Annotated in this window: 18 protein-coding genes; 8 read left to right on the top strand and 10 right to left on the bottom strand. The window is 59.9% G+C overall.

Going from position 1 to position 26,697, the window contains the following annotated elements; translation table 11 throughout:
* Positions 1 to 11: 11 nt before the first annotated feature.
* On the bottom strand, positions 12 to 491 hold the full coding sequence (locus FYK55_RS11460; RefSeq protein ID WP_150076532.1) for a hypothetical protein: 480 nt from the start codon (positions 489 to 491) through the stop codon (positions 12 to 14).
* 331 nt (positions 492 to 822) lie between these two features.
* Between FYK55_RS11460 and FYK55_RS11455 the strand changes: the two genes are divergently transcribed.
* Complete coding sequence (locus FYK55_RS11455; RefSeq protein WP_235908618.1) at positions 823 to 1,296, top strand: CBS domain-containing protein; 474 nt, start codon at positions 823 to 825, stop codon at positions 1,294 to 1,296.
* Between the two features lie 162 nt (positions 1,297 to 1,458).
* Here the strand turns inward: FYK55_RS11455 and FYK55_RS11450 are convergent, their stop codons facing one another.
* Positions 1,459 to 2,895 (bottom strand): hypothetical protein, encoded by a 1,437-nt coding sequence (locus tag FYK55_RS11450; protein ID WP_150076531.1) that lies wholly within the window; start codon positions 2,893 to 2,895, stop codon positions 1,459 to 1,461.
* A 647-nt stretch (positions 2,896 to 3,542) separates the two neighbouring features.
* On the opposite strand from FYK55_RS11450, the gene FYK55_RS11445 reads away from it, so the two are divergent.
* A complete protein-coding gene (locus FYK55_RS11445; protein WP_150076530.1) occupies positions 3,543 to 6,557 on the top strand; it encodes a hypothetical protein in 3,015 nt (1,004 codons plus the stop codon).
* A gap of 287 nt (positions 6,558 to 6,844) precedes the next feature.
* Here the strand turns inward: FYK55_RS11445 and FYK55_RS11440 are convergent, their stop codons facing one another.
* On the bottom strand, positions 6,845 to 7,966 hold the full coding sequence (locus FYK55_RS11440; protein WP_150076529.1) for a cysteine desulfurase family protein: 1,122 nt from the start codon (positions 7,964 to 7,966) through the stop codon (positions 6,845 to 6,847).
* 1,110 nt (positions 7,967 to 9,076) lie between these two features.
* Here FYK55_RS11440 and FYK55_RS11435 point away from each other — a divergent pair.
* On the top strand, positions 9,077 to 10,258 hold the full coding sequence (locus FYK55_RS11435) for a DUF1559 domain-containing protein (RefSeq protein ID WP_150076528.1): 1,182 nt from the start codon (positions 9,077 to 9,079) through the stop codon (positions 10,256 to 10,258).
* 267 nt (positions 10,259 to 10,525) lie between these two features.
* Here the strand turns inward: FYK55_RS11435 and FYK55_RS11430 are convergent, their stop codons facing one another.
* A complete protein-coding gene (locus FYK55_RS11430; RefSeq protein WP_235908617.1) occupies positions 10,526 to 11,515 on the bottom strand; it encodes a type I phosphomannose isomerase catalytic subunit in 990 nt (329 codons plus the stop codon).
* Between the two features lie 375 nt (positions 11,516 to 11,890).
* Between FYK55_RS11430 and tatC the strand changes: the two genes are divergently transcribed.
* Positions 11,891 to 12,910, top strand: a complete 1,020-nt coding sequence (gene tatC / locus FYK55_RS11425; protein ID WP_150076663.1) for a twin-arginine translocase subunit TatC — start codon at positions 11,891 to 11,893, stop codon at positions 12,908 to 12,910.
* Positions 12,911 to 12,950: 40 nt separating this feature from the next.
* On the opposite strand, the gene FYK55_RS11420 is transcribed toward tatC, so the two are convergent.
* Both FYK55_RS11420 and FYK55_RS11415 read right to left on the bottom strand, forming a co-directional pair.
* Positions 12,951 to 14,705, bottom strand: a complete 1,755-nt coding sequence (locus FYK55_RS11420; protein WP_150076527.1) for a hypothetical protein — start codon at positions 14,703 to 14,705, stop codon at positions 12,951 to 12,953.
* Positions 14,706 to 15,189: 484 nt separating this feature from the next.
* Positions 15,190 to 16,014: a hydroxypyruvate isomerase family protein gene (locus tag FYK55_RS11415; RefSeq protein ID WP_201743688.1), complete on the bottom strand. Its 825-nt coding sequence runs from the start codon at positions 16,012 to 16,014 to the stop codon at positions 15,190 to 15,192.
* A gap of 275 nt (positions 16,015 to 16,289) precedes the next feature.
* Here FYK55_RS11415 and FYK55_RS11410 point away from each other — a divergent pair, with 275 nt between their 5' ends.
* Together FYK55_RS11410 and FYK55_RS11405 are read left to right on the top strand one after the other, a co-directional pair.
* Positions 16,290 to 17,486, top strand: coding sequence for an amino acid aminotransferase (locus FYK55_RS11410; RefSeq protein WP_150076525.1), 1,197 nt, complete (start codon positions 16,290 to 16,292; stop codon positions 17,484 to 17,486).
* Entirely contained in the window at positions 17,483 to 18,250 is a 768-nt protein-coding gene (locus tag FYK55_RS11405) for a hydroxypyruvate isomerase family protein (protein WP_150076524.1), read from the top strand. Before FYK55_RS11410 ends, FYK55_RS11405 begins: the two co-directional genes overlap by 4 nt.
* 47 nt (positions 18,251 to 18,297) lie before the next feature.
* Here FYK55_RS11405 and FYK55_RS11400 read toward each other — a convergent pair whose 3' ends face one another.
* A complete protein-coding gene (locus tag FYK55_RS11400) occupies positions 18,298 to 19,779 on the bottom strand; it encodes a hypothetical protein (RefSeq protein WP_150076523.1) in 1,482 nt (493 codons plus the stop codon).
* A 332-nt stretch (positions 19,780 to 20,111) separates the two neighbouring features.
* Between FYK55_RS11400 and FYK55_RS28995 the strand changes: the two genes are divergently transcribed.
* Positions 20,112 to 20,369, top strand: coding sequence for a hypothetical protein (locus FYK55_RS28995; protein ID WP_161604444.1), 258 nt, complete (start codon positions 20,112 to 20,114; stop codon positions 20,367 to 20,369).
* 94 nt (positions 20,370 to 20,463) lie between these two features.
* Positions 20,464 to 22,608 (top strand): sodium:solute symporter family protein, encoded by a 2,145-nt coding sequence (locus FYK55_RS11395; RefSeq protein ID WP_161604443.1) that lies wholly within the window; start codon positions 20,464 to 20,466, stop codon positions 22,606 to 22,608.
* 225 nt (positions 22,609 to 22,833) lie between these two features.
* Here FYK55_RS11395 and FYK55_RS11390 read toward each other — a convergent pair whose 3' ends face one another.
* From FYK55_RS11390 to FYK55_RS11380, 3 genes are all read right to left on the bottom strand, one after another.
* Positions 22,834 to 24,480 (bottom strand): arylsulfatase, encoded by a 1,647-nt coding sequence (locus tag FYK55_RS11390; RefSeq protein WP_150076521.1) that lies wholly within the window; start codon positions 24,478 to 24,480, stop codon positions 22,834 to 22,836.
* A 556-nt stretch (positions 24,481 to 25,036) separates the two neighbouring features.
* The gene (locus tag FYK55_RS11385; RefSeq protein ID WP_235908616.1) at positions 25,037 to 26,128 is read right to left on the bottom strand and encodes a protein arginine kinase; all 1,092 of its coding nucleotides are present in this window, start codon (positions 26,126 to 26,128) and stop codon (positions 25,037 to 25,039) included.
* Entirely contained in the window at positions 26,125 to 26,652 is a 528-nt protein-coding gene (locus FYK55_RS11380; RefSeq protein ID WP_150076520.1) for a UvrB/UvrC motif-containing protein, read from the bottom strand. The genes FYK55_RS11385 and FYK55_RS11380 overlap by 4 nt, the downstream gene beginning before the upstream one ends.
* Positions 26,653 to 26,697 lie beyond the last annotated feature (45 nt).

Here is a 26,697-nt window from a genome sequence, read left to right as displayed (position 1 = left end):
GTCGACATCGCCTACAGGTACATGCCGACGAACCCCTCGCTGAGTTCATTCTGTTCGGCCAGCTTCTTCATCCGTTCTTCCGTCTTGGACAGATCGCCGGCTTCGATGTAGCGATCAAATTCGACCAGGATCGCATGCTGCACCGATTCGGCAAAGAATTGGACGATCGGTTCGGACAGCCAGCCGCAGGTTTCGCGTCGCAGAGTGACGGAAAGATCGACCGACCGCGTGCGACGATCGTTGGATCCCGTCAGCGCCGTTCCTTCGAATGCGAAGGCAATCTCGCCACGGTCCGGGGCGTTGGTCAGATGGTAAGTACAGCTGCCACGGTGGAGATAGTAGCTGTTGTGAGAACCGTGTTTGGTCATCGCCGCTTTGACACGCTGGACGAATTGCTCGTACTTGGGCGAAGCATCCAACGGCACGTCCAAGCGTGAGACGCTCCGCAGTGGCAAGCAATCAAATTCGATTTCGACCCATTGCCCTTTCATGATCTTCCCCTTGGGTTGTGAAAACAATCACATGGAACGCCACGCCGCCGATCGTTGCGACGATTCATAGCAAATCTTTGGGGAAAACCTAGCGATGCAGCGAGAATTATGCGAGCCAGCCGGCTTGGGCGGCCCTGCGCCGCATGGCGAGCACCCCCGTGAACAGGGTTCCGGCGGAACGAATTTTCTTGACTTGTCATGCGGATTCGCAAACAACGGGGACCGGCCGTGACGGGTTCCCGTCGCGGCAGACTTATCGTCATTGCTCATCCCGGCATTGCTTTTCCCGGCCTTGCTAACTTGTTCCCACGATTCTGGAGGTGCGTCCTCGATGATGCCCAACATCGCTGCACGTGACATGATGGTTTCCAACTTGACGACGCTTTCACCAGAAATGGATGTGCTGGACGCGTTGGATGTTCTGCTCCGCCACCGCATTTCCGGAGCTCCAGTGGTCGACCGCAACGACCGGTTTCTGGGGATCTTTTCGGAGAAGTCGTGCATCCGGTTTGTGGTCGACGCGGCCTACGAACAGATGCCCAGCACGAATCTGATGTCCTTCGTCGACTCCGATCCGCCCACGATCGATGTCAACACGGACTTGCTGACCATCGCCCAAACGTTCTTGGATGCCGCCTGTCGTCGCTTGCCCGTGTTGGACTCCGGCGGCCGACTGCTCGGTCAGATTTCGCGGCGGGATGTGATGCGAGAGGTACGGGAGCATCTTCGCAAGAACGACCGCGTCCCGACGGGAGCGGGGTTGTACCTCAGCGCGGTGTTCCAGGGACCGGCGCGGCCGTTTTAGCCGGTCGAGCGTTGTCGGCGATCGATTGACTGTACCGCCGAACTCTGAAGCGGAAAGCTCGATATTCGCGAAACGGATTTCGCCAGACGATAGCGAGCTGTCTGGCCTCCGTCGCTGCGGTCGCCAGACGGCGGAAGGCCAGGCCTGGGCGAGCGACGCGGTTCAGGTGTCGGTCAGCTGCGTTTCACCGAGCGACAGCTGTTGGATTTGCCGTAGCAGTTCAAAGTTGCTGCGGTACAGGCTGGATGCGGCTTCATTCATCTGCCGCAGCTGTTCTCGGATATCCGAGTGGTAACTTTGCAGGGCCGAGTTTTCCACTTGGTACTGCGCCAGATCCTGTTCCAGTTTCAGCTTTTCGATCTGGCGTTTTTCCAGCATCGCGACCGTTGCGGCCGTCGCCGTCTCCAATACTTTCTTCTCGTACTCCATTTCCGCGATGCGGATATCCAGCTCCTTGATTTGCAGCCGGATTCGACGCAGGGCGTATCGATAGTCGTTCAGCGGACGCAGGTAGTAGGTGTCCACCAGCGAAGCCACTTTCTCCTGGTCGACCAGTTGTTTGGCCGCCTCTTCCTTGACGACCAGGACGTCACCGGGCGAGAAGGAGATCGAACCGCCGTCGGCGCGTTGCAAACGGCTATCGACGGCCCGTCCGTTGTTGTCGAAGAAACCGCCTTCCAGGGCGCCCAATTCGTCGGGGCTGTCGACGTCAATCGTGTACTTCTTGGTGAATTCGATTTTGACCCAGCGGGCGGCCGGATCTTCGGGAGATCCACGTTTGCCGTCGTTCAGGTAACTCTGCAACGTCTGCGGTGAGGCGTTTTTCAGCAGGTTTTTGACCAGTTGATCGTCGACGCGTCCGAGCACGTTGTCGTCGTCGGCTTTGCTGCCCTCGGCGATGAACGCTTCGTGGCCGTCCAGCGGCAGCAGTTCGTAAAGCGACCACATCTTTGCGCGTCCGCTGGCAATGGCGTCGGCCTGATTGCGCTCCAACTGGATGGTCGGAACGACGGTGACCGATTCGGGGGCACTGGCGGTGACGCGAAACTCGCCCAGGTAGACCGTGGGAACGGGGCGGTCGGCACCGGGAAAATTGGTTTCGGCAAAGCCGTAGACGACCAGCCCGACGGGCACCAACGGCGTTTCCACTTCGGGGGCATTTGCTTCGGGGTCGACGCCGGGAACCGTGCCTTCGGCGGCTTGCGTTACCTTTCGCAAGGTGACTTGTCCGTTGGCGTCCACATTGACGACGCCCAGGTTTCGCCACCGGCGGCCGGCTTCCGTCCCGATCTTGGACAACTCCAGCGACAGGTCTTTGACGCCCTGGTTCCCTTCGGCGTCGTCCGCATCGCCGTACTGCAGGGTTTGCCGCTCCTGCTTGACCCGTTCAAGTTGTACTTCCAGGTCTTCTTTCAGCTTGTGCCAGGCCTGACGGCTCTTCAGGACTCCGGCGGTCGGAAACAGCAGAATCATTGCCATCAACATGGCGATGACGGCACTGGTGATGTGGTACCAGCGCCACTCCTTTGCTGCCTTGACCACCATCACAACGAAGGCAATGAAGACAACGATCAGGAGAGCGAGGATGGCAAATTTCATGATCGTTGGGTGGTGACGGCTTGTCAGACGGCGAGCGCTTCACGATCGGCGAGCGGGCGGAGCAGCGATCGGAGCGAGAAAAGGGGCGAAATTTCGACCAGTGGATACTAAGTTGGGCAAGATAGAGCGTCAAGCATTTCTGCTCTATCGGCATCTCTTGCCTGACAGGATTACCTGTCCCCCCCGGGCTTAGACGAAATATCCGACCGCACGGGCGGTTTTGACGGCGATGGCGGCCCTCCCACCCGGCCTGGGAGCGGTTCGCCAAGCCGATCGCGGCTCGCAGCCCGGCTCCCCCGTGTCCGCAGCGGTCCGGGAAATGTGCCGCCGGCGGGGAAACGCGACGGCTGACTCCGTCAATCGGCAACGCCAGCATTCGGTGCTGCCCGGACGGCCAGGCCCTGCCAAATCCCGACAGACAGCCCCTGCCGGTGGCAGGATCGTCACAGCCGGAATAACCGGACCCCCGGCAACCCCAAAACCTGCCCGCAACGGCGGCAAGGTGTCATGGCGCGGGACGTAGTGATCCGAATCGATGGTTGGGTTGTTCCGGCATTACGCATTGAACGCCTTTTGTTGTTCGCAGCGAATTGCTCATTCGCAGCGATTCCCACCGTCGTGACCAATCGTTCGGAAACGCAATCACCGTGACACGTCCAGCCATGAACAGCAGCACGCGGACCACCACCGAAAAACGCAATCGTTTGAAGACGGCCGTCCTCGGGTTGGTGCTGCCGGCCCTGGCAGGCTTCTCCACGCTCGGCTGCCATCGCCAGTTCTACCGCCGCCAGGCGGACCAGGAAGTCAATTGCTTGCTGCAGGAAAAGTCTGCCCACGTTGCGCGTCCCCCCAACACCGACTTGGGAATCGCCGTCGATCCCCGCAGCCGGATGTACAACCCGTTCGATTTGGACTTTCAACCGATGCCGGTCGACGATCCGGCATCGCAGCGCTACATGCAATGCGTCGACGGACGACGCGGCTACCCGATGTGGGGCGCCGCCGGGTACACCAACGCGGTCGAGAATCCCGGCTGGTGGGATTTCCTACCCTTGGACGAGAACGGGGTGCTGGTGCTCAATGCCGACACGGCCGTCCAGATCGCGTTGCTGCACTCGCCCGACTACCAGCGACAATTGGAGCAGTTGTACCTGTCGGCGTTGGACGTCAGCAGCGAACGGTTCCGGTTTGACACACAGTTCTTTGGCGGTCTGGGAACTTCGTTCGCCGTCGACGGGCCGGCCGGCGGCCAGAGCTCGCGTTACGCGCTGGACAACAATTTCCTGACGATGCGCCGTGCGTTTGCGACCGGCGGTGACCTGGTCGTGAACTTGGCCAACCAGATCGTTTGGGAACTCAGTGGTCCCAATTCGCAAAGCGCCAGCACGGTGCTCGATTTCACCCTGGTGCAACCGCTGCTTCGCAACGCCGGTCGCGACAAGGTGTTGGAACGGCTGACGCTGTCTGAACGCCGCTTGCTGGCCAACGTGCGGGCGTTCGAACGCTATCGCCGCAGCTTCTACCTGAACATCACCGTGGGACGCGGGACCGAGAGCCAGGTGTCGCGTAGCGGGGGTGTGTTCGGTGTCGGTCTGCAGGGGTTCACCGGTCTGGGCGGCGGTTTTGCCGGCTTGGGCGGTGGCGGCGGATTCGGCGGCGGCGGCGGCGGTGTGGCCCAGGCGGGAGGATTCGTCGGTTTGCTGCAGGACAAGTTGCAGATCCAGAACTTGGAGGAGAACATCGCGCGGCTGAGCGAAAACCTGTTGCTGTTGGAAGACACGTTGATCGAGCTGTTGACCACCATTCCGGACGATCCGCAAGAGATCGTGAGTCAGCGATTGCAGGTGGCCCAGGCACGCAGCGCCCTGCTGAACGCACAAAGTCAGCTGGTCAATCGCCAGGCCTCCTTCCAGGCGTCGTTAGACAACTTCCTGGGTGATCTGGGCTTGCCGCCGTACATTTGTGTCCGCTTGGATGACCCGCTGCTGGAGCGGTTTGAGCTGATCGACCGGGATCTGCGGTCGCGGCGTGAGGAACTGAGCGCAGTGCGGAGTGCGGTTGGCGAATTGAACGTCACCCTGCTGGGTGAATCGCGATTGGAGACGGATGCCAACACCGGACTGCCGGTTTCCAGCGTGACCTGGTCGCCCAAGGTCGAGGAGATCCTGCAGCGATTGCAAGCGGAACTGGAACCGTTGGAAGAGTTCTTGGATCAGCTCCGCACCGAAGATGCACCGCGGGTGAAGGAAGACATCGAAAACCTGGTGGAGATGCTGCCCGAGCGAATCAACCAAAACGACAACTTGATCGAACTGTATGAGGAAGAACGGGAGAATATTTGCACCCTGTTGGAAGTCGACAAGATCGACGAATCCGTGTTCGACGTCAGCGAGCTGTCGACGCTCCGCGAAGAACTGGGCGAATCCTACGACAAGTTGACCGACAACCTGCAAACGTTCTCGCAGCGGTTGAAAACGATCACCGATGAATTGGATCGCTACCTGACCGAAGGGCCGACCGAATCCACGCCGCAGGAGTTGGCCGCCGGGCTGCGAGACAACCTGGTTCTGGCCACCCAGGATTTGTTGACCGATCTCGGCGACAACGTCCTGACGCTGCAGCTGATCCAGGCGCGGGCACGCACCGAAAGCGCGTTGTTGCCCGAAGTGGACATCGATCCGGCGACGGCCTTTGAGATCGCGCGTCGAAACCGCCGAGACTGGGCCAACGCTCGGGCGTCGTTGGTCGACTCGTGGCGACTGATCGAGTTCAATGCCGACGACCTGGAGAGCTCGTTGGACGTGGTGGTCAGCGGCGGCGTCAACAACGACGGGAACAACCCGTTTGACCTTCGCGGAGATACGGCACGACTGCGTGTCGGTCTGGCCTGGGACGCGCCGATCACGCGGTTGCAGGAACGCAATACGTACCGCCAATCGTTGATCGAATATGAGCAAGCCAAACGGAGCTACTACGCTTACGAGGATGGCATCTGGCGTCTGATGCGGGGGCAGATTCGACAGTTGCAGGCTAACCGGGTGACCTTTGAATTTGGTCGCCAGGCCGTGCGGATTGCGGCCCAGCAGATCGAGTTGAACGAAGACATCCGCGAACTCCGCGACGCCCGCGGATTGAGCAGCGGTCCGACCGCCGCGCGGGATGCGATTTCCGCTCTGAGCGATCTGTTGGACGCACAGAACGCGTTGTTGAACATCTTTGTCAACTACGAGGTCATCCGCCGCGGGCTGAATTTCGATCTGGGAGTCATGGAATTGTCGCCAGAGGGATTGTGGATCGATCCGGGTGCGATCACGCCTGAGTACCTGCTGACGCTGCCCGGGACCACGGCCGCCGGCCTGCGAGGCGGGACCTGCACCGATTGTGGATTCCATTATCGTCTGCCGCCGCAGGAACCCACGTTCGATTCGATGATGATCTGTGAACCGTGTGGCGCCGTGCCGTATGTGGGAGGTGACCTGGAACTCGTACCGGGGACCGAGCTGATGATGGCGGAGCCGGAAATGGTCGAGCCGGGAACCGAGTTGGAGATTGACGCCTCCGAAGAGATGAACGGCGACGCAGTACTGCAACCCGCCGGCGTCCCGCAGGAACCGGGCGTGCAGCAGTTGGAGCCGGTCGTGATCGAACCGGAACCGATTTGATCGATCGGTGTCGGTGACGATCCCGCAGCGGAGCAACTCGCCACTGGTTCCAAGGCCGCCTTTCGCCACTGGTTCCAAGGCTCCCGCCTTGGAACCGGCTGTTCTTCAGGCTCTGCCTGGCAACCTCGATGACAGCGACGGGGCCGATCGATGCTGCGAAAATGCCGGGATCACATCACCTTCCTCCGGCGCGCTCTCGCAGCGGGGCAACTTGCCCCTGGTTCCAAGGCTCCCGCCTTGGAACCGGCTGCCAATCAGGTGCAACCCGGCGGACCTCGACGATCCCGTCAGATGTCAAATGCTTCCGCGATCAAGCCGGCCGCACGTTCCACCTGTTCCCTGCTGGTCGTCCAGCCCAAGGACACACGCATTGTTCGACCGATTTGTGATTCGCTGCAGCCAATCGCTCTCAACGAGCGGGTGAATTCGTCGGGAGGACAGGCCGATTGAGCGGTCGCGACGGCCAGTTCCCGTGCCGTCTCGTGAATGCGACGGGCTTCGCCGGGCAGTTCCAACGCGACGGTGTTGGGCAACCGCGGAGACTCTTCACAGAGCACCCGGGGCGGACGTTTCATTTGGCATCGCAGGTGTTCGACGAACCGGTCGCGCAATTCGGAAAGCTGGTTGTTCGCCTCGACACAGTAGCGTTCGGCAAGGCTGGCCGCCGTGCCCAGGCCGATGCAGCCCGGAATGTTTTCCGCTCCCGGACGCAGCCCCATTTCGCGCGGTTCTCCGAAGGTGATCGGGTCCAGCTTCAGACCACGCCGGACGTAGATGGCTCCCGAGCCCTTGGGGCCATAGAACTTGTGGCCGCTGATAGCCACGGTGTCGGCCCGCAGGTGTTTGACGTTGACCGGGACCTTTCCGAACATCTGCGTGGCGTCGCAGTGCAACACGACGCCACGGTTGTGGCAACGGTCGGCGACTTCGCGCACCGGTTGCAGCGTTCCCAGGATGGGGTTGGCCCCCTGCAGACAGACCAGCCGAGTTTGGGGCCGCAACATGGCTTCGACCTTGGCGGGATCGATCATCCCGGTCGGCTCGCAGGGGACGGTTTCAATTTGCCAACGCGAATCCTTGGCCGGCAGGTCGCTCAGGGGGCCAAGGACTGATTCGTGTTCCAGTTCGCTGACCAGCACGTGCCCCGGCTCGGCCGCCGCCAACAATCCCAGGATTCCCAAATTGTTTGCTTCGGTCCCGCCGCTGGTGAACACGACTTCGAACGATTCGCACCCGGCCATCGCCGCAATGTTCTCCCGCGCATTTTCTAACGCTTCGCCAACGGCGTGCGCGTGAGCGTGCTCCTGGCCCGGCAACATGTAGTGCGTCGCCCAATACGGCTGCATCGCTTCCAGCACGGAGGGTGCCAGCGGCGTGGTTCGGTTGTAGTCGAGGTAGAGAAGAGACACGCGGAGCGGGCGGAGGATGAAGGAGAGGCTACGAGGGGTGAAACGTCAAACGAAGCCTGAGGGGCGAAAATCCGTAACCGCGACACAATAGTTGGAGCGGGGCGGCAATGCATCCAAAGCGTGTGTCATTGGTCGAAACGGCCGTTGACGCGGCTCGGTGGCTTCGACCTGCCCCGACGAGTCAAACGAGCCAACTTGGCCCGACGGACGTGACGGCCATTGACTTCGTACTGGACCGATTGCTTCGAAGTGGACCGACTGCAAATTCGATCTTTCCGGCTACCAGGGCAAGCCAAAACCGAACACTCGTGGTGTCGGGATTCCGCCGATATCTGCCACACGAGGTGCATCGCAGCGATGGCCACGGCATCTCAGCGGTCGTTGCCCGTTCAGCGGTCATTGGCCGTCGGGCACCGCGGCCGCCAGACGCGCAGATTGGAAAGGCGGGCACTTCGTCCCCGTCGTCACCCTCCATCGCTGGGCAATTGGAATCGTCCGCGACCGTCCGAGGCGGGGCTAAAGTAATTCTGCGGGCCCGATCGCGGGAAGGGGACATGTCGGATTCTTTTCGCCCTGGCACCGGGCGTTGGCACTGACACCATTGCAAAAACTCGAGAACAGCTTTCACCCTCGCGCTGGGAGGTCGTGCAGCTTTCCGAGCCAGGAAAAGACGTGCTTTTCTGACTTTTCTGAAATTCACCCTTCCTCCGGGAGGGTCAAAGACGAGGCACGAGCCTTTGGGGAGGGTGTCTTCAAGAACCCGCTAAATTCAATCGCGCCGGACCTGCCCTCCCCGCGTCGTCGCAAACTCCTCCGCGACCCTCCCGGAGGGAGGGTGAAGCAAGGCTGCACGACCTTCTCGCGGAATGTTGCGAATTGGCAGCCCCGACGTTGGGTTCCAAACCGGCACTTTTGCCACCCGTCGGTGGGGAATCGGTAAAACTTCGCCGTGACCGCATTTGCACTATCGGGCATTTACGGCGATAATAGTGAACGGTATCGAGCGCGTGCCGATATCAAACTACTGGCCGACCAGACGTGTTTTTGAACGCCACATTCCGGCATTGGATCACTGGTCTCTTCTCTTCTTTTCGTCGGGAGCGCGAATCAATGAAACGTCAAAGAGTCGGTTTTACGCTGGTGGAACTGTTGGTGGTCATCGCCATCATCGGAATCTTGGTCGGATTGCTGCTGCCCGCGGTCAACGCGGCACGGGAAGCGATGCGAAACGCTTCCTGCAAGAACAACCTGCGACAGCTCGGGTTGGCCGTCCACAATTTTCACAGCCAGAAGAGTCGTCTGCCGACCTACACGACCAAGTATGGGGTGTACGCAGGCGGCGGCAGTCCCGAGGATCCCTCGATCCCCGGCAACACGTCGGTGCCTCGCCACGTGAAAATTGGTGGTTACGGCGTTCCGTTGCTTCCCCATTTGGACCAGCAACCGGTCTTCGATCATTGGTCCACCAACCGCTACCCGGTCTATGAAGCGAACTCGGGATCGTTCGGCGGTTCCGGCCAACAATGGCATTCAATTGCCGGGGCGACTTTGCCAGTCTTCCAGTGCCCCAGCAACATTGTCTTCAACGGCAATCAAGGCTTGAACAATTACGTTCCCAACACAGGGCGGGCCGCACTGCAGATCGACAACAGCGACCTGTCGGTTGCTTCGACCGACTTCAACAATTCTGAAAGTGAAGCCAACGGGCTTTTCAAAATCGGTTACGTGGGAACGCCGCCAAACGGCTTTGACCCCGGATCGAAGATGACGATGGAAGACATCGAGGACGGTGCCAGTCAGACCGCGATGTTTGGCGAAAACGTGCAAGCGTTTTCCTGGTATCGGCCCGGCTTCTTGAACGGCGACGATCTGGTGCTCGGCGCCACCGACACGGACCTGCAATGGGACAACCCCTATTCGGCCAATGCCTCGGTGTCGATCCGGCAAGCCTTCTTGCGAGCCAAGTACACCACGGGGATGGTGTGGCACTTCGAAGACCCTGAAGCGTTCAATTCCGCACCGGGGGTGAATCCCGAACACACGATCAACGGTGCTGGAACCGAAGACCTGAGCGTTCAAAACCGCAAGATGGCTTTTGGCGACTGTGCTGACCTGGCACGTCCTTCGTCGTCGCATCCGGGGACGGTCAACATGTGTTTTGCGGACGGTTCGGTGCAGTCGATTACCGATACCATCAACTATCGCGTCTATCAGGCAGTGCTGACGCCGCATGGCAAAAAGAGCCAAGTTCCGTTCAGCGAATTCGTTCTGACCGACCAACTGCAACAGTAGTCACCGACGAGACGATTGCGGTTTGAATGTCCAGGACGGGCTGCCACCATCGTAGCGTGGAAAAACGGTTCGGCTCACGTCCATTAGCTGTCGTCACGCTCTGGCGAGCGTGTCTACAAATGTTTGGACTGAGTCCCAAAGGGGCATCGCGGTGGCCGGTGCCATGCCTCGGTTTCAAGTTGCAGAATCGACAGCCATCATCGTAGCCACGCTCGCCAGAGCGTGGAGGATCGGCTTGGCAAGCACGTGTTGATGGATCGGGGCGGTTCAAACGCTGTCCGTCACGCCCGGATCGGCCGCCAGCAGCGTGGAGTCGCCGTCTTGCAGCGTGACGTTGCAGGACGGCATCGCGGCAGGAAGCAACACCGACTCTCCCCGACGCAGCGATAGCGTTTGAGACGGCCAACGCAGCGTGGCGCCGCCGCGAGGGCACGTCAGCAAGTGGAATTGGTCGTCCCCGGCGATTTCCGCTTCGCCCCGCTCAAGCGACCGAAGAACGAATTTGTCGCAGCGAACCAGGGATTGCCATCCAGTCTTGGAACGGTCGGCGTGTCGGGGCGCGATCGGGCCGGCGACGTAATCCGAAACGTCCAGGGAGCGTTCGATGTGCAGCGGGCGGGGTTGGCCGTCGTCCCCAACGCGGTTCCAATCGAACAGGCGGAAGGTGGTGTCGCTGGATTGTTGGATTTCCGCGATCACCAAGCCCTCACCCAGGGCGTGCACGGTCCCGGCGGGGATGAACACGCAGTCGCCTGCAGCGGGGTGAAACGAGTGCAAGACGGAATCGGTCTGACCCTCGGCAACGGCTTTGGCCAGCTCCTGACGTCCGACGCCGCGTTTCAGTCCCGCGTAGATCAAGCTGTCCGGTTCGGCGGCGACCACATACCAGGCTTCCGTTTTGCCAAGATCGGGCGGATCCATTCGGGCGGCGTAGGTGTCGTCCGGGTGCACCTGAACGGAAAGCACGCGGTTGCAGTCCAAATACTTCAAAAGCAAAGGAAACGCCGCACCGGTCGCCTCTTTTCCAAGCAGCCACGTGGCGTGCTGACGCACCAGATCGGCCAATGCCTTGCCTGCCAGCGGCCCATTCTGGACAATGCTCTGGTCGTCGCCGTGATCGACCACCTCCCAGCTTTCGGCGTCGCTGTTCTGCTCCGTTGCCGGTTTTCCCAGCAGCGTCCTCAGCCGGTTTCCTCCCCAGATTCGCTGTTTGATCAGCGGACGAAAACGAAGCGGATACGGTGGCAAGGTCGTCATGATGGTGGGGTCTCACGGACGGGAACAGGTCTCACGGACGAAACCGAGGTGGTCGGCTTCAGTCCATTGTGCCGATCTTGAAAGCGCTTGCGTCGCCGATCGCGGTGAAACGGTGAGTGCTCCCGGAGGGCCGAATGACCGCACGCTGCCTTTTGCTTAAACTGTAGGTGATGATCTGGAATCTTTCACCGGGTGACGCCCGGGGCGGACCGGATTGCCCAGCCGCGCGACGGAGTGCTCGCTGTGTCGGAATTCTCACCTTCACAGCACTCGCCTTTCCCAATCTCCCCTCAAAGATAGACCTTCACCGTGGACGCATTGGCTCGCTCCAAACCGCTCTCTCGCCCCAAGGACGATCTGTTCGACAATTCGACGATGACGTTCGGCGAACACCTGGACGAACTTCGTCAGTGTTTGATCAAAGCAATCATCTGGCTGGGCATCGGCTTGGCGGTGGGGCTGACCGTCGCCAACGAGGTCGTGCGGTACGTGGCCGAGCCGCTGAAGGATGCCATTCAAGACTTCAACGCCCAGCGGGATCTTGCGCTGCTGGGGTACGAAGACTTGGACGATCCGGATGTCCAAGCCCTGCGACCCTTCCTGACCGAACAGTCGTTGAAGTGGCAGGTCGTGTACGAGATTCCGGAGGAACTGCAGAATTTGGATCTGCAATCGGTCCAAGCGAATGACCCGGCGGGGCCGGGCGAGGCCACGCAGCGCGTCGAGCCTCGTAAGATGGCCGAGATCCTGAAAGCGTTGCCCAACCCCGAGTCCTTGCAGCCGAAGGTGCAATTGATTCGGGACAACAAAGGATTGAGCACCCTGAAGGTCGAAGAGTCCTTCATGATTTGGGTCAAGGCGGGACTGATCGTAGGTGCGGTGTTGTCCTCACCGATGGTGTTCTATCACCTTTGGCAGTTTGTGGCCGCCGGTTTGCATCGGCATGAACGCAAGTACGTTTACATCTACCTTCCGGTCAGCGTGTTACTGTTCGTCTCGGGTGTCGTGTTGGCCTTCTTCCTGGTACTTCACTATGTCCTGAACTTCCTGTTGGCCTTTAACGGCAGCATGGATGTGGCGGTTGAGCCGCGGCTGACGTACTACATCAATTTTGTGTTGTTGCTTCCGTTGGGATTCGGCATAGCGTTTCAGTTGCCGCTGGTGATGTTGTTCCTGCAACGCATCGGATTGATCGAAACGGAGATGTACATCGGAAGCTGGCGGGTTGCCGTGTTGGTGATCTTCTTTCTGTCGATGATTTTGACACCGGCCGACGTAACCAGCATGATCGCCTTGGCGGTTCCGCTGATGATCCTGTATTTCCTGGGTATCTTGATGTGCCACTTCATCCCTCGCGGACCGGGATTGGGGAGCGGCGCCTATGATCCGGCGTAACAGGCATCCCTGCCCGCGCCGTTGCGGATCACCGCCTGCTTCAGCCCAAGCGACCGCGAAGCAGGTCCGATAGCAGGTTCGCGTCCAGCGGCGAATCGCCACCGAACACCAAGTCGTCGCCGCTTTCGCCGAAGATCCAGTCGTCACCCGAGCCGCCAAAGATCACGTCGTTGTCGGACTCCGGCTCGGTTTCCTCGGCGGAGTCCGCGACCGGCTGCGAATCCGTGGCGTCGGTGGGCATGTTCTCGTCCGCCTGCGAGCCGTCGATTGTATCGGCGTCATCGTTGATCACCTCGCCGGAAGTCGAATCAGCGACCGGATCGGAATCCGTCGCCGCGACGGGAGTTTCCAGCGAATCGGAGGTGACTTCCTGGACAACCTCGGAACCCTGGCCGGTGGTCTCCAGCGGCGATTCGATGTCCAATTCCGATGCGGTCGATTGATCGTCGGCGGATTCGCCTGTTGCTTCCTCGCTGACTTCGGATTCCATCACTTCGGTCGGGACGTCGGTCGGGACGTCGGTCGGGACGTCGGTCGGGACATCGGTCGGGACATCGGTCGGGACATCGGTCGGTTGCATGTCGGCGGGAGCGTCCTCACCGGTCGCTTCCGGCAAGGATGTGTCAACGGTCTGCTCCGGCACCTCTTCGCTGCTCGAACCCTCGTCGGACGCTGCGTCGACATTCGTTTCGCTGATTGGGTCGATCAAGTCGTCGCCAGCCGGAGCCGTTCCTTCCTCCAGTCCCTCTTGCGAGTTCGTCGCGTCGGCATCACCCGCTGCGTCGAGTTCGTCGCTCGGCTCAACAACCGCATCGGTGGGCTCGGTTTCGCTGACGGGTTGCGTTTCAGCATCAGCCTGGAGCGCAGGATCGGCATCACTTTCTGATGCTTCCGGACTGTCCACGGCGTCTTCCGAAGCGGTGTCGCTGCCTTCGCCGCTGCTGTCGATCATCGCATCGGTCGGCTCGCCCGCATCGATATCGCTGTCGTCCTGGATGGGTTCGGTCACCTCCGTCATCTCAGGAGCATCGTCGTCGGTGGCGTCAGCGGTGTCGGCCGGCTGAGTCGTGTCGGTTTCATCCTCCGCGTTCAGCAGACCGCCACAGTGGTCGGGGGCATCATGATCGTCGTCGGCCGAATCCGTCGAATCGCCCGCGGAGACCACGGCCGAGTCTTCAGCGTTCTCGCCGGCGGATTGATCTTCAGCCGCCGCATCCGATTGATCGGCGGCGTCGGTTACGTCACCGTCGCCGGATTCGCTGTCGCCTTCCTGATCGAGGTTTACTTCGTCCGCAGCAGACGGAGATTCGGTCTCGTCGTCAGTTGGTTGTTCAGCGGACGTGTCAGGACCGCTATCGCTTGGCGATTCGATGATCACGTTGTCGCCCGGGCCACCCAGGATCACGTCGTTTCCGCCACCGCCCAGAACCACATCGGCGCCGGGGCCGGCGACCAGAATGTCATTTCCCGCTCCGCCCATCACGACGTCATTGCCGCCGCCGGCACGCATGATGGAATCCAGCGAGGTTTCATTGACCAGCAAGTCGTCGCCGGCGAACGCTTCGAAAATGATGCCGTCGACCAGGTCGGCGTCAAAACGCTTTTCCATGGTGTCGACGACCTGGTTGTCGCTGTCACGTGACTCCAGCTTGACGACGACTTCGTTTTCGACCGTGTAAACCTCGGCAATGTCGTTGCCGGTGGTGCCCTCGATGTGCACGGTGGATTCGACCATGCCGATGTCCCCGGCCAACAGTCGACGACTTTCCAGCGCTTGAAGCTTCAGACGTTTCATACCCTTGTTCCTTCGTATCAGGTGTGATTCCCCGGATCGTTGCCCGCCGTTGCGAGCACCACGAGTACCGAGACGATTCACGTCGCATTCGGGAAGGATTCCGCGAACAACCGACGCGAAAGCGATCAGGAAGCATCGACCGGACCAATGATGGTTTTCTCACGGACGATGTTTCGCCGACCGCAGAAAACACGGTGTGAAATCAATTGGAAGGCGTCCGTTGCGGGAACGGCGAGCGCAAACGGGACGGAAAAGTTTTCCATCGACGTTGTAAAAACGTCCGAATCAAACGTTTTGATTCAAGTCCGTCGCGATCAAGTAACGCGGATGTCGTGAAACACCTCGAAAGAATTGCGGTGTCCGGAAAAGTTCTGAAAAGAATTGCGTCGATTCCGGACGCCGCATTGAGAAACGGGGCTTTGGCATGCCCCGACAAGAGTTCGCTTGGTGCGGCAACGGGTGGCGTTGCCGCTGGGGGCAGGACCTACCGAGCGTCGGCGTCGGCACGGCGGTAAGCTTCGATCACTTTCTTCTCGCCCTCGACGCCCTTCTGGCTGTTGCCGTGTTCCATTCCGATCACTCCCTGGAATCCTTTTTGACGCAGGTGATCGAACACATTTCGATAGTTGATCTCGCCCGTGTAGGGTTCTTTCCGTCCGGGGTTATCGCCGGTCTGGAAATACCCGATCTCGCTCCAGCAGGCATCGATATTTTCGATCAGATTGCCTTCGGTGATCTGCTGGTGATAGATGTCAAACAGGATCTTGCAGGCGGGGCTGTCGACGGCTCGACAAATGGCGTAGGCCTGGTCGCTTTGCTGCAGAAACACGCCACCGTGATTGGCGTACCAATTCAACGGCTCCAGAACCATGACCAGATCGTGTGGTTCGATGACATCGACGCAGCGGCGGAGCATGTCGATCACATTGGCGGTTTGATAACCGCTGGCCAATCGTCGGCCGCCGTACCGGTTCCACTGGCCGTCGGCATGCTGCTGGTCGACGCTGCCAGGAACGACGGTGAACCATTTCGCACCCACACGCTGTGCGACGGTGACGGCCTCCTTCATGGCCGCCAGGATCTCGGCGGTGGTGTCGTCGCTCGGACGGGCAAAAACCGGCTTGTCGAAGCTGGCGTAGGCGACGAAGACGCCCATTTGCATTCCCAGATCGCTGAGAAGTTTTCCGATCTTTTCCTGCATCTCCGGCGATTCTCCGGGCAGCCCGTTGTATTCAAACGCCGTGAATCCCTGGTCGGCGCAGAACCGGATTTGATCCAGGATGTCATCCCCGGCGGAATGTTTGAACATGCCCGGATGAGGTGCGTAGCCGAGTGAAAACCGGTTTTCAATTGGATTTTGGGCTCGGGATTGGCGCGGGAGCAGAGACGTTGCACCTGTCAGCAGGGCGGTCGCCAGAAGGGTTCTGCGGTCATGCATGGGGCGATTCTGGGGGTTGGGGAAGCGATGCGGTGTCAAGGCAAGAGGATAGCCGACCCGACGTTGATCCACTACGATTCGGCCGGCGCAAGCCACCGGAAAATGATCCGTGCCTTTTGAACCACCAGGTTGCAACCCGACAGACCATGACCCACCGTTTTTCCGTCGTTCAAACCGCCCCGCCGGACTCGATTTTGGGGCTGACCGAAGCTTTCAATGCCGACCCGAATCCGGACAAAATGAACCTTTCGGTTGGCGTCTACAAAGACGAATCCGGGAAGACTCCGGTGCTGAAATCGGTCAAGGAGGCGGAAAAACGCCTGATCGATAGCGAAACGAGCAAGGGATATCTGTCGATCGATGGGATGGTGGAATACCGTGAGGACGTGCGCCGGATGGTGTTTGGCGATGCGATCGCGGGTGAACGGGTGGCCGTGCTGCAGGCGCCCGGGGGGACCGGCGCGCTCCGCGTGGCTGCCGACTTCATGCGCACCCAACTACCCGACTTGCGGATTTGGATTCCAACACCGACTTGGGCCAACCATCCGGCGATCTTTTCCGCCGCGGAACTTCCCACGTCGACTTATCGCTACCTGGGCGCCGATCGGACTTCGCTGGATCTGCCGGGCATGTTGGAAGATCTGCGTGAGAACGCGGCGACAGGGGATGCGGTGCTGCTGCACGGGTGCTGCCACAATCCGACGGGGATCGATCCCAGCGAGGATGATTGGAAGCAGATCGCCAAGGTGATCGCGGACAAGCAACTGCTGCCATTGATTGATTTCGCCTACCAGGGTTTTGGGGACGGCTTGGAGCAGGACGCCGTGGGACTGCGAACGGTGCTTGAACAAGTCGACGAAGCCATCGTGTGCACTTCGTTCTCCAAAAACTTCGGTCTGTACAGCGAACGTGTCGGCGCGATTTCACTGGTCGCGGCGGATGCGGGCGAGTGTGAGGCGGCGCGCAGCCAACTCAAACGCATCGTTCGGACCAACTACAGCAATCCGCCGCGACATGGCGGCGCGATCGTCGCCACGATTCTGGCCGACGAATCATTGACCGCCTTGTGGAAAGAAGAATTGGAGGCGATGCGGACCCGGATCACCGCATTGCGGGAAAGCTTCGTCCAGACCATGGAATCAACCGGCAAGGGTTACGACTTTTCGTTCCTATTGCGGCAAAAGGGCATGTTCTCCTTCAGCGGGCTCACCCCAATGCAGGTTGACGAGTTGAAGAGTCGGCACAGCATCTATATCGTCGGCAGTGGCCGGATCAACGTTGCCGGCATGAGTGAATCCCGAATGCAAACGCTTTGTGACGCCGTCGCGTCAGTCATGTCATGAGTCAGAATGTTCAACCATCGGTGTGCATCGATGCGGTTTTTGAAGGAGTTCCCGTGGTGGAGGCGATCGATCGGGTCGCCCGTTGTGGGATCGGTGCGTTTGAGTTCTGGGGATGGTGGGACAAGGACCTTGCCGAACTGGAGGATGCGGCGGCGCGAAACTCCATGCGCATCGCGGCCTGTTGCACGCGTTTTGTCAGCCTGACTGATCCCTCTCTGCGAAATGCGTACCTGGAAGGCCTGGGGGAATCCATCGAAGCGGCAAAACGATTGAAGTGCCCGACATTGATTTCACAGGTCGGGGACTTCCGGCCGGGGATCGACCGCCAAGAGCAGCATGACTGTCTTGTCGAGGGACTGCGGCAGGCAGCGCCGCTGCTGGAGCAGGCCGGCGTGACGCTGGTGATCGAACCGCTGAACGAGTTAATCGACCATGTCGGCTATTATCTCGTTCGCAGCCAGGAAGCGTTCGAGATCATCGACCAGGTCGGTAGCGAACGGGTCAAGGTGGTCTTCGATATTTATCACCAGCAGATCAGTGAAGGCAACGTGGTCCGCAACGCGACGGAGAACATTGCCCGGATTGGGCATTTTCATGCGGCCGGAAATCCGGGACGAAACGAATTGACGCGCGGCGAACTTCATTACCCCCAGATCATCGATGCGATCCGCCAGACGGACTACCGGGGGTATGTCGGTTTGGAATACTGGCCTTTGGGCGAGATCGAAGACGGTTTGAAGGAAGCGGCCGCGATGTTCGCCTGATAGGTGGTCACCGCCGGGTGATTTTTCGCCGCTCTTTTGCCAACGGGTCAGTTGTCTCCCGTTGATTCGCCCGCGTCGGAGGCGATGTCCAACAGCGCCGGATCACGAAAGGCGTCAATCGGTAGGCGGCAGTCCTCACGTTTGACGGCAATGTATTTGGGGTCGCGTTCCCTGGTGATCAAGACCAGGATTTCATCGACCGACCCATAGAAATTGGCCACGCTCCAGCGGCTGTATTTTGGGTAGCAAATCAATTGCTGTCGCTGCAGCGGCTGGTCGGGTGCGATGCGGTCGCCGGTCAGCGAAATGTCAAAGCTGCTTCTGTACTTTTCCAGCACCGTGACACTTTTTTCCAGGTCCGGGTCAAGCTGTTTGACCAGCTGGACACCGGTGTAGGAAGGATTGTAGGTCTGCAGCAGCGATTCATAGATGGCCCAGGCGAGTTCGGGATCGGGATCCCCGTCGTCGTTTCGCAATTTCGTTGCCAGCAGGTCCTGTTGTTCGCGGGTGCCATTCCGGAAGGTTTCCAAAATGGCTTCTCGCTCATCCAAGTCGGGCAATTGATTCTCCATCGCCTGACGTTCTTTCTTCAGCTTGTTGGCTCGGTCGATGGCCGCCTGGCGGGACTCTTGGTAGGCGGTCAGATCATCACCGGTCAATCGTTCCAGGCTGAACCGGATCGGAACCGTCATCGTTCGGTTGGGTTTGCTGACCGTGATCCGAAAAGAATAGGAAAGTGAGTCGACGGATCGCTCCCGCGGCGAATAAGTGATCTTTCCTTCGCCCTGCACGTCCACCGAAGGATCGAACTGGTGGGCGTCGATCGACCAATCGGATTCAAATATCCAGGTGCGGTCATTGGACTCCACCCTGCGATAATCGACGTTTGCCATGACGACCGATTCGGGCGATTGTTCGGCGCCGGGCCGGCCGTACGGATTCCGATTGGGTTGTTCCGTCGTGGACACCGGGATGATCTGAAGAAAGTTCGCGTACTGAATTCGGTATCCAACGGTCACCGGCATCTGCACTTTCCAGCGCGTCTGGGTGCGGAGTTCGGGAAACGGGATCCGACCGAGATCAATCGGCAGCCCGCACAGCCAGGAGGAATAAGGTGCCTTGATCGTCTTGCCATTTGCCGTGATGGTCGAGCGCGCCATTCGTCTGATCGGCAACTGCAGGGGACCGATCCGGAAGAACTCGTCGCGGTGCAGGTAACCCAGGGATCGGGAATTCTTATTCGGCAGCGTCGAACCTTCGCAGCTGATTTGCAGCGTTTCCGGATCGGTCTGTTCAACCTGATAGGCGAACACCCGGGATTGGTCGACGTTCTGCTGGGGATCTCCCAGATCGACTTTCAGGTTTGCGCGATACAGAAGCGGCGACTTTGACGCTTCGTAAAGATTTGAGTCGGATTCTGAAGAGGGAACCGTTGCGGAGCCCGCATCCGGCGATTGGCACCATCCGGACGATGCCAACAAACCCACCGACAAGGCGAGGCAGAGTGCGCTGACAAGTGAAGGCTTCATGGTTCTGCGGAGGCTGGTGTCGATTGGGGTGAATCGGACTTCGGGGAATCGTCCGGTTCAGAGGTTCCGGCCAATTGTAAACGGATGGTTGACCACCGTTGGGCGGTTGGAAGGAACGCGAGATGAAACGTCAGACGACTGGAACCGTGCCCAGTTCTCTGGCGTTATGATAATGTCGCTCGCTGGGGCGTCGGTGTTGATGGAAGTCGCGTCCTGTGGTGGACGTGAACTGTCCATCGCGATGGCGGTTGCCGTCGTGCGCCAGAGCACGTCTGGTGTTCAGCAACCCGGCAACCCATCGTCCCGGCGATCCCGCGAACGACGGAGCGCAGTTGCTTCGACTGACACGATACGGAGGCCCGAATATGCCCTGCGACCATTTGAAAGAACTGTATCAGCTTTGCGAAGAGCACGACTTGAAAATCGCCAGCACGGACATGGTTCGAATTGTTTGCCGCCAATGCGGCGAACAAGACGTCTGCCCGACGGCGCTCACCGATGGAGACAAAGTCTTGGAGCTGGGAGAGACGTCGGAGCAAGACCGTCCGCCGAGCGGCGACGCGGCGGGAGAGAATCCTTCGGACCCGTAATCGCCGCCCGCGTGCGGATCCTTCGCCGACGTTTCGCTTCCCGCCATTGTCCCCCGCCTGCCCGTCCCCCGCCTCCCGCACCACGGTCTTCAACATGCAGTGGATCGACTACGCCGTTCTGGTCACTTACTTCATCGTCATGATCGGGATCGGCCTGTGGGCCATGCGTCGCGTCAAAGACCAGGAAGATTACTTTCTGGGCGGGCGAGGCTTCGGGAAGTTGTTGCAGACGTTCGCCGCGTTTGGGGCCGGTACCGGGTCGCAGGAGCCGATCCAGGTCGGGCGCACGGTTTGGACCAGCGGTCTGAGTGGCGCCTGGTCGGCATTGATGTGGCTGTTTGTGACTCCGATTTATTGGATCACGGCGGTTTGGTATCGCCGCATGCGGCACATGACGCTGGGAGACTGGTTTGTGGAGCGGTATGAGTCCCCGGCACTGGGGGCGGCGTACACGTTGTTCGCGATCTCGTTTTACATGGCCTACCTGTCGACCATGTTTTCCGCCGTCGCAAAGTTTGCGGTCCCACTGATGGGCGTCGATTCCCTGTTCGGTTGGGAGCTGCAATACGTGTTGGTGCCGCTGATCGGCGGGGTCGTCATCCTGTACGGCGTCTTGGGCGGACTGACGGCTGCCTACTGGACCGACCTGATCCAGGGTTTCTTCATCATGTTGCTTTCGCTGCTGTTGATTCCCTTCGGCTTGTGGGCGTTGGTGGAGCAATTCGGCACCGCCGACCAGCAGAGTTGGATGGACGGGTTTCGCATCATGCATCAGAGGATTCCGGACGACTACTTCTTTTTGTTCTCCGGGCCCAGCAGCGGTGAGTTCCCGATCCACTACATCCTCTCTCTGTCTCTGTTGGGGATGGTCGGAATCGTCGTCCAACCCCACTTCATTGCCACCGGGGGTGGATCGGCCAAGACGGAGGACGAGGCGCGGATCGGATTGGTGACCGGCAACTTTCTGAAACGGTTGTGCACCGTGGGTTGGGCGCTGACCGGTTTGATTGCTTTGGCGCTACTGGCCGGCAGCCCCGAGATTGCGGCGGACCCGGATCGTGTCTGGGGCGCTGCCTCGCGAGAAATCTTGGGTCCGTTGAACCTGGGCCTGGTGGGGCTGATGCTGGCCTGTCTGTTGGCCGCGCTGATGAGTTCGGCCGACACGTACATGATCGTCACGTCGGCTCTGGTCGTTCGCAACCTGTACGCTCCCTACATCAATCCGGCAGCCGACGAAAAGACCTACGTGCGCGTCGGGCGGATGACGGGGCTGGTGATCATCGTGGGAGCCACTGTCATTGCGTTGCGGTATGCTGACGTGTTCGGCCAGTTCAAGATGGCGCTCGAACTGCCGATCCTGTTTGCGGCCCCGTTCTGGGTTGGGATGTATTGGCGGCGTGCGAACCGCACCGCGGTTTGGGGCACCATGCTGTTCTCGTTAGTTGTTTTCTTCATTCTGCCGCCGCTGTTGCCGGCCGTGATTCCCTCGCTGCGGACCAACCCGGCACTTTCGGCGACCACCCAACTGGTGACCACGCAGATTCGTCGGGAGGCGACGGAATCCGACGTCGCACGCCGCCAAGCCTGGCTGGATGCGGTCGCGGAGGCGGAGGAGTCGGGCGCCGAAGATGCTCAAACTCGTTTCGGGCCGTCACCTCCGGAAGCCGTTGTCGGCGAGCCGATCGTGATCACCCGAACCACCGGGGGTGAATCCATCTTCTGGCGCGGTGGCGTTGCGACCGAGGGAGAGCCCCGGCGGGCATTGGTGCGGACGGAGGCGAAGGGCAACACCGAAACACGCTATGAACGTTTGCTTGGAGCAAAAGTCGGGCAGGGATCATTGAACATCGATTTCGTCCTCTACTCGGCCCTTGGCTTCGACCTGTCCTGGGCGACCAAGGCTTCGTTGGAAACGCTCCGCCTGCCTGCCAGACTGTTCACGCCGTTCCTGGTGTTCATCCTGCTCAGCTGGATCACACCGCGAGGCAGTGAGGAGACGTTGAAACGGTACTATGCCAAGATGCGAACGCCCGTGCTGGCAGATCCGGAGCAGGATCGTCAGGCCGTGCGGCATGCCTATGAAAAGCCGGTCGCAACGTTCCAACGCAAAATCTTTCCCGGGTCAGATTTGGAATTCTATTGGCCATCCGCCAAAGACGTGATTGGGTTTGTCGTGTCGGTTGTCATCTGCGTCGTCATCATCGGTCTGCTCGTCTGGATCACCAGCATTGGTGCCTAACTGGACAGCATTTGCAGTGCCATGAGCGCCACGCAGCTCACCCGAAGTGCCGCTGTCCAGCTGATCTTTCGACATCTCCAGTCCGCATTGTCGGCTTTCGCTCCGCGAAAGTTGCCGTGAGCTTTGCGGATACCCGCCCCCATATTGCCGCCGCCGCGAGACGGTGGCTGAGAGGCATCTTTCACGCACTGGCGAGCATGACTACTCCAAAGCAACACGGTCCCGCTAATTCTTCTGGGACTCTTTGGCCTTCTGATTCAAATACTCATACATGTTGAAACGCTCGGGGAACTTGACGCCGGTTTCGGTTGCCCAAGTTCGCCAGAGGTGATCGAGCTGTTTGACTTTTTCGGGGTGTTGCTGCGCGAGGTCATTTAGCTCGCTGCGGTCGGTTTGGATGTCGTAGAGTTCCCAGGGCTGTTGGTATTCTCGGACCAGCTTCCACTTGCCCCAGCGGACCGCGGCGTTGCCCTCGTGTTCCCAGAACACAGGATCGGTGTGAATCGGCTCGGAGCTGCCCTGCAGGAGCGGCAACAGCGAACGGCCGGCAGGGTCCGGAAGGTCTTGCGGATATTTGCCGCCGGAAAGCTCAATGCAGGTGGCCATGAAATCGGGGAGGTAGGCGAGTTGTCGCACAAAACTGCCACGTCGCTCGGGTGCGATCCCGGCCGGCCAATGAGCAATCATCGGCGTGCACATGCCACCTTCGTGGACGAAGTGTTTGTATTTGCGGAAGGGCACGTTGCAGGCATTGGCCCAGCACAAACCGAGCCGAACGCCGGCGGTCCCGCCGGGAGGATTGCGAACCATTGCTTCGCTGCCGCGGCCAAAGTTTCCGCCTTCCTGGCAGGCTCCGTTGTCGCTGAGAAAGAACATCAGCGTGTTGTCCAATTGGCCGTTGGCTTGCAGGTGGTTGGTCAGCTTGCCGATATTCTGGTCGATGGAATCGATGCAGCCGGCGTAGGCGGCCATGATGGCATCCAGATCGTCGCGGCGTTTCTCGGGAAGTGAATCCCATTTCGGCCCCACATGCGGGGCGTATTCGACCGGTTGTTCGAACAACCCGATCTTGTCCTGTTTCTCTTTGCGAGTCTGCATCAGGGCTTCCCAGCCGTCGCGGTATTGGCCGCGGTATTTCTCGAACTCTTTGATCTTCGAATTCAATGGCCAGTGCGGTGCATTGTAGGCCAGGTACAAAAAGAACGGCTCGTCGTCCGCGGCGGTTGCCTGATCGATGTAGCGAATGGCGTAATCGGTCAATGTGTCGGTGGCGTAAAAGTCCTCGTCCGGTTCGACCGGTTGGTTGCCTTCGGTCAGTCCGCGATCGCCTTCGGGGTGGAAATAATTGAAGGCGCCGCTGAGCCCTCCGAAGTAGCGATCGAATCCGCGTTGCAATGGCCAGCATTCTTTGCGGTCCGCACCCAGGTGCCATTTGCCGGTCATTAAGGTGTGGTATCCCGCCGAGCCGAGCACCTGGGCCAGGGTCGCGCACCGGTCGTTCAGATAACCCTGGTACGGACCCTCAAATCCGAGCGGCTTTCCGGGGGGCGCCGTCATGTGTCCGATTCCGACTTGATGAGGGTGCAAACCTGTCATCAAGCTGGCACGCGTCGGGCAACATCGACCGGAATTACAAAACTGCGTGAAACGCAGACCGCCGGCAGCCAATTGATCCAAGTTGGGCGTGTCGATCTCGCCTCCATAGCACCCGATATCCGAAAAGCCCATGTCGTCGACCAGGACGATCACAATGTTGGGGCGGTCAGCCGCCGTGCCGCCGGGCGGTGTCGGCTGGTTCGTCGGCGATGCGGGCGGCTGGGCAAACGCCGTTCCGGTGAACAGCAACAGGAAACAAATCGAAAATCGACTCATGATGCCTTGGTGGGGAAGGAGGAAATCGGCACGATCGGCGGGGGCAAGTCGCGGTGAGCAGGCAGGGGAGAGGCGGGCCGTTTGGCGTCGAGGGACCACTGCGGGACACTTCAATTTAGTCGACGCCGGTTGGTGCGCGATGGCGGCCCGGGAAAGAATCGCAGTCGTTTCACGTCGAATCTAAGGGCAGCACCACGTAGCCACGCTCGCCAGAGCGTGGACGGCGCCGGCCAGGGTGCCTTGCCACCGTCTGGCGACGGTAGCTACCTCGAAGTTTGCGCCAATTGCTTGTCTTCGATTTTTCGGGCGGAGCTTTCACGTAGCCACGCTCGCCAGAGCGTGGACGGCGCAAGCCGGCCAGGGTGCTTTGCCACCGTCTGGCGACGGTAGCTACGTCGAAGCGAGCTTCAATTGCTTGTGATCGGGTTTTTGGGCGGAGCTTTCAGGTAGCCACGCTCGCCAGAGCGTGGTCGGCGCAAGCCGGCCACAGTGCTTTGCCAACGCCTAGCGACGGTAGCTACCTCGAAGCGAGACAACGTTGCCCCGATGACCCCGGCTAGTTCCAGGTTGGGTCGTCCTTTCCGGCCAGGTGATGCTGCAGGAAGCTGGCTCGCCGGGCGTGGCGTTCGGCGGTTCCCAGGACCCGTCCTTGCAGCTTCTGCAGGTGCGCCGACTGCGATTGCAGGAACAATTGGTTGACGACCTTGACGTCCAATTCGCTGATCAAACCCAGGCTGATTCCGAGACGGATTTTGGAGAGATGGTGCATGGTTTCTTCGCTGCTGATCTTGCGAGCAGTGCTCAAGATGCCCATCGCACGGCTGACTTCGTCGTGCAAGTCGTCTCGATTGTTTTTCAGCAACGCCGCGCGAGCTTTGCGTTCGTACTCAATGATCCGCGGCGCCACTTCTTCGCCCACCAGCGCCAGCAGTTCGGCTTCCGTGTATCCGAGGGTGACCTGATTGCTGACCTGATAGAAATCGCCGGTGTATTGTGAGCCTTCCCCGTACAGTCCGCGGACGGTGACGTTGATGCGTTGCATGCTGCGAAACACGCGGTCCATCTGTTCGGTGATCACCAGAGCGGGAAGGTGCAGCATCACGCTGACGCGAAGGCCGGTGCCGACGTTGGTCGGGCATGCCGTCAGGTAGCCGTAGCGGGGATGGAAAGCGTAAAGGATGACCTCCTCCAGCATGTCATCGATTCGATTGACCTGCTCCCAAGCGTTTTGGACGTCCAATCCGCTCTTCATGACCTGGATCCGCAGGTGGTCCTCTTCGTTGATCATCACGCTGTAGCCCTCGGTGACGTCGAAGGCGACGGCGCGTGAGCCATCCGATTCGGCGATTTCGCGGCTGATCAACTGGCGTTCGACCAGCAATTGGCGGTCGATTTCCGAGAGCGGTTCCAGGTCGACGTAGTGGGCGGACTTCCAGCGTTGGTCGGTCAGGCTGTCCATCCTGGCGCGAACGGTGCGTTCGATGCTCAAACGATCTTCATCGCTGCATCGCCGGATGAACGGGAAATCGGCCAGGTTACGAGCCAACCGGATCCGCGTGCTGATGACGATGTCCGATTCGGGACCTTCGCCACGCATCCACTCGCCGGGGTATCGTGCCAGTTCGTCAAAGTCAGCGTCGCGTTTCACGTGGTTTCATCCGGATCACTGGGGGGCGTTCTGATCGGATCTTCCATCGCCTTCAGTTCGTCACGAATCTCCGAGGCCCGCTCGTAATCTTCGCGTTCGATCGCTTCCTCCATTTCCCGCCGCAATCCGATCATCCGTGCGAACGAGTCAGCGGTGCCGGCTGAGCGGGTCGGTCGTTTGCCGACGTGCTTGGTTTTGTCGTGAACGTTGACCAGCAGGGGCCGCAAATCGGATTCAAAGTGCGTGTAGTCGTACGGGCAACCCAGTCGGCCGCTGTTGCGAAATTCGAAGAAACTGATCCCGCAGACCGGACACTCCTTTTGATCAAGTTCTTCCAGATCGTCGCCCACCTGTCCGATCTGTTTGGCCAGGGCCCCGGCGATCGCCGAAACCGGCGGTGTGGCGCCCTTCTGCAGGAATCCTTTCGCGTGTTCTTCACACAGGTGCATGACCTGCGGGCCGGCCGGTTCGGTCAGCTCGGTGATGTGAAAGGTGGCCGGTTTCTCGCAGAATTGGCACTTCATAAACGATCCGGTTGGCGATGGGGCAAGCCATCCTGGGCGCGGAAA

This window comes from Roseiconus nitratireducens (assembly GCF_008629675.1).
GTDB lineage: Bacteria > Planctomycetota > Planctomycetia > Pirellulales > Pirellulaceae > Stieleria > Stieleria nitratireducens.
The sequence above is the reverse complement of the archived record's forward strand: the minus strand, read 5'-3'. Positions and strand labels throughout refer to the sequence as shown.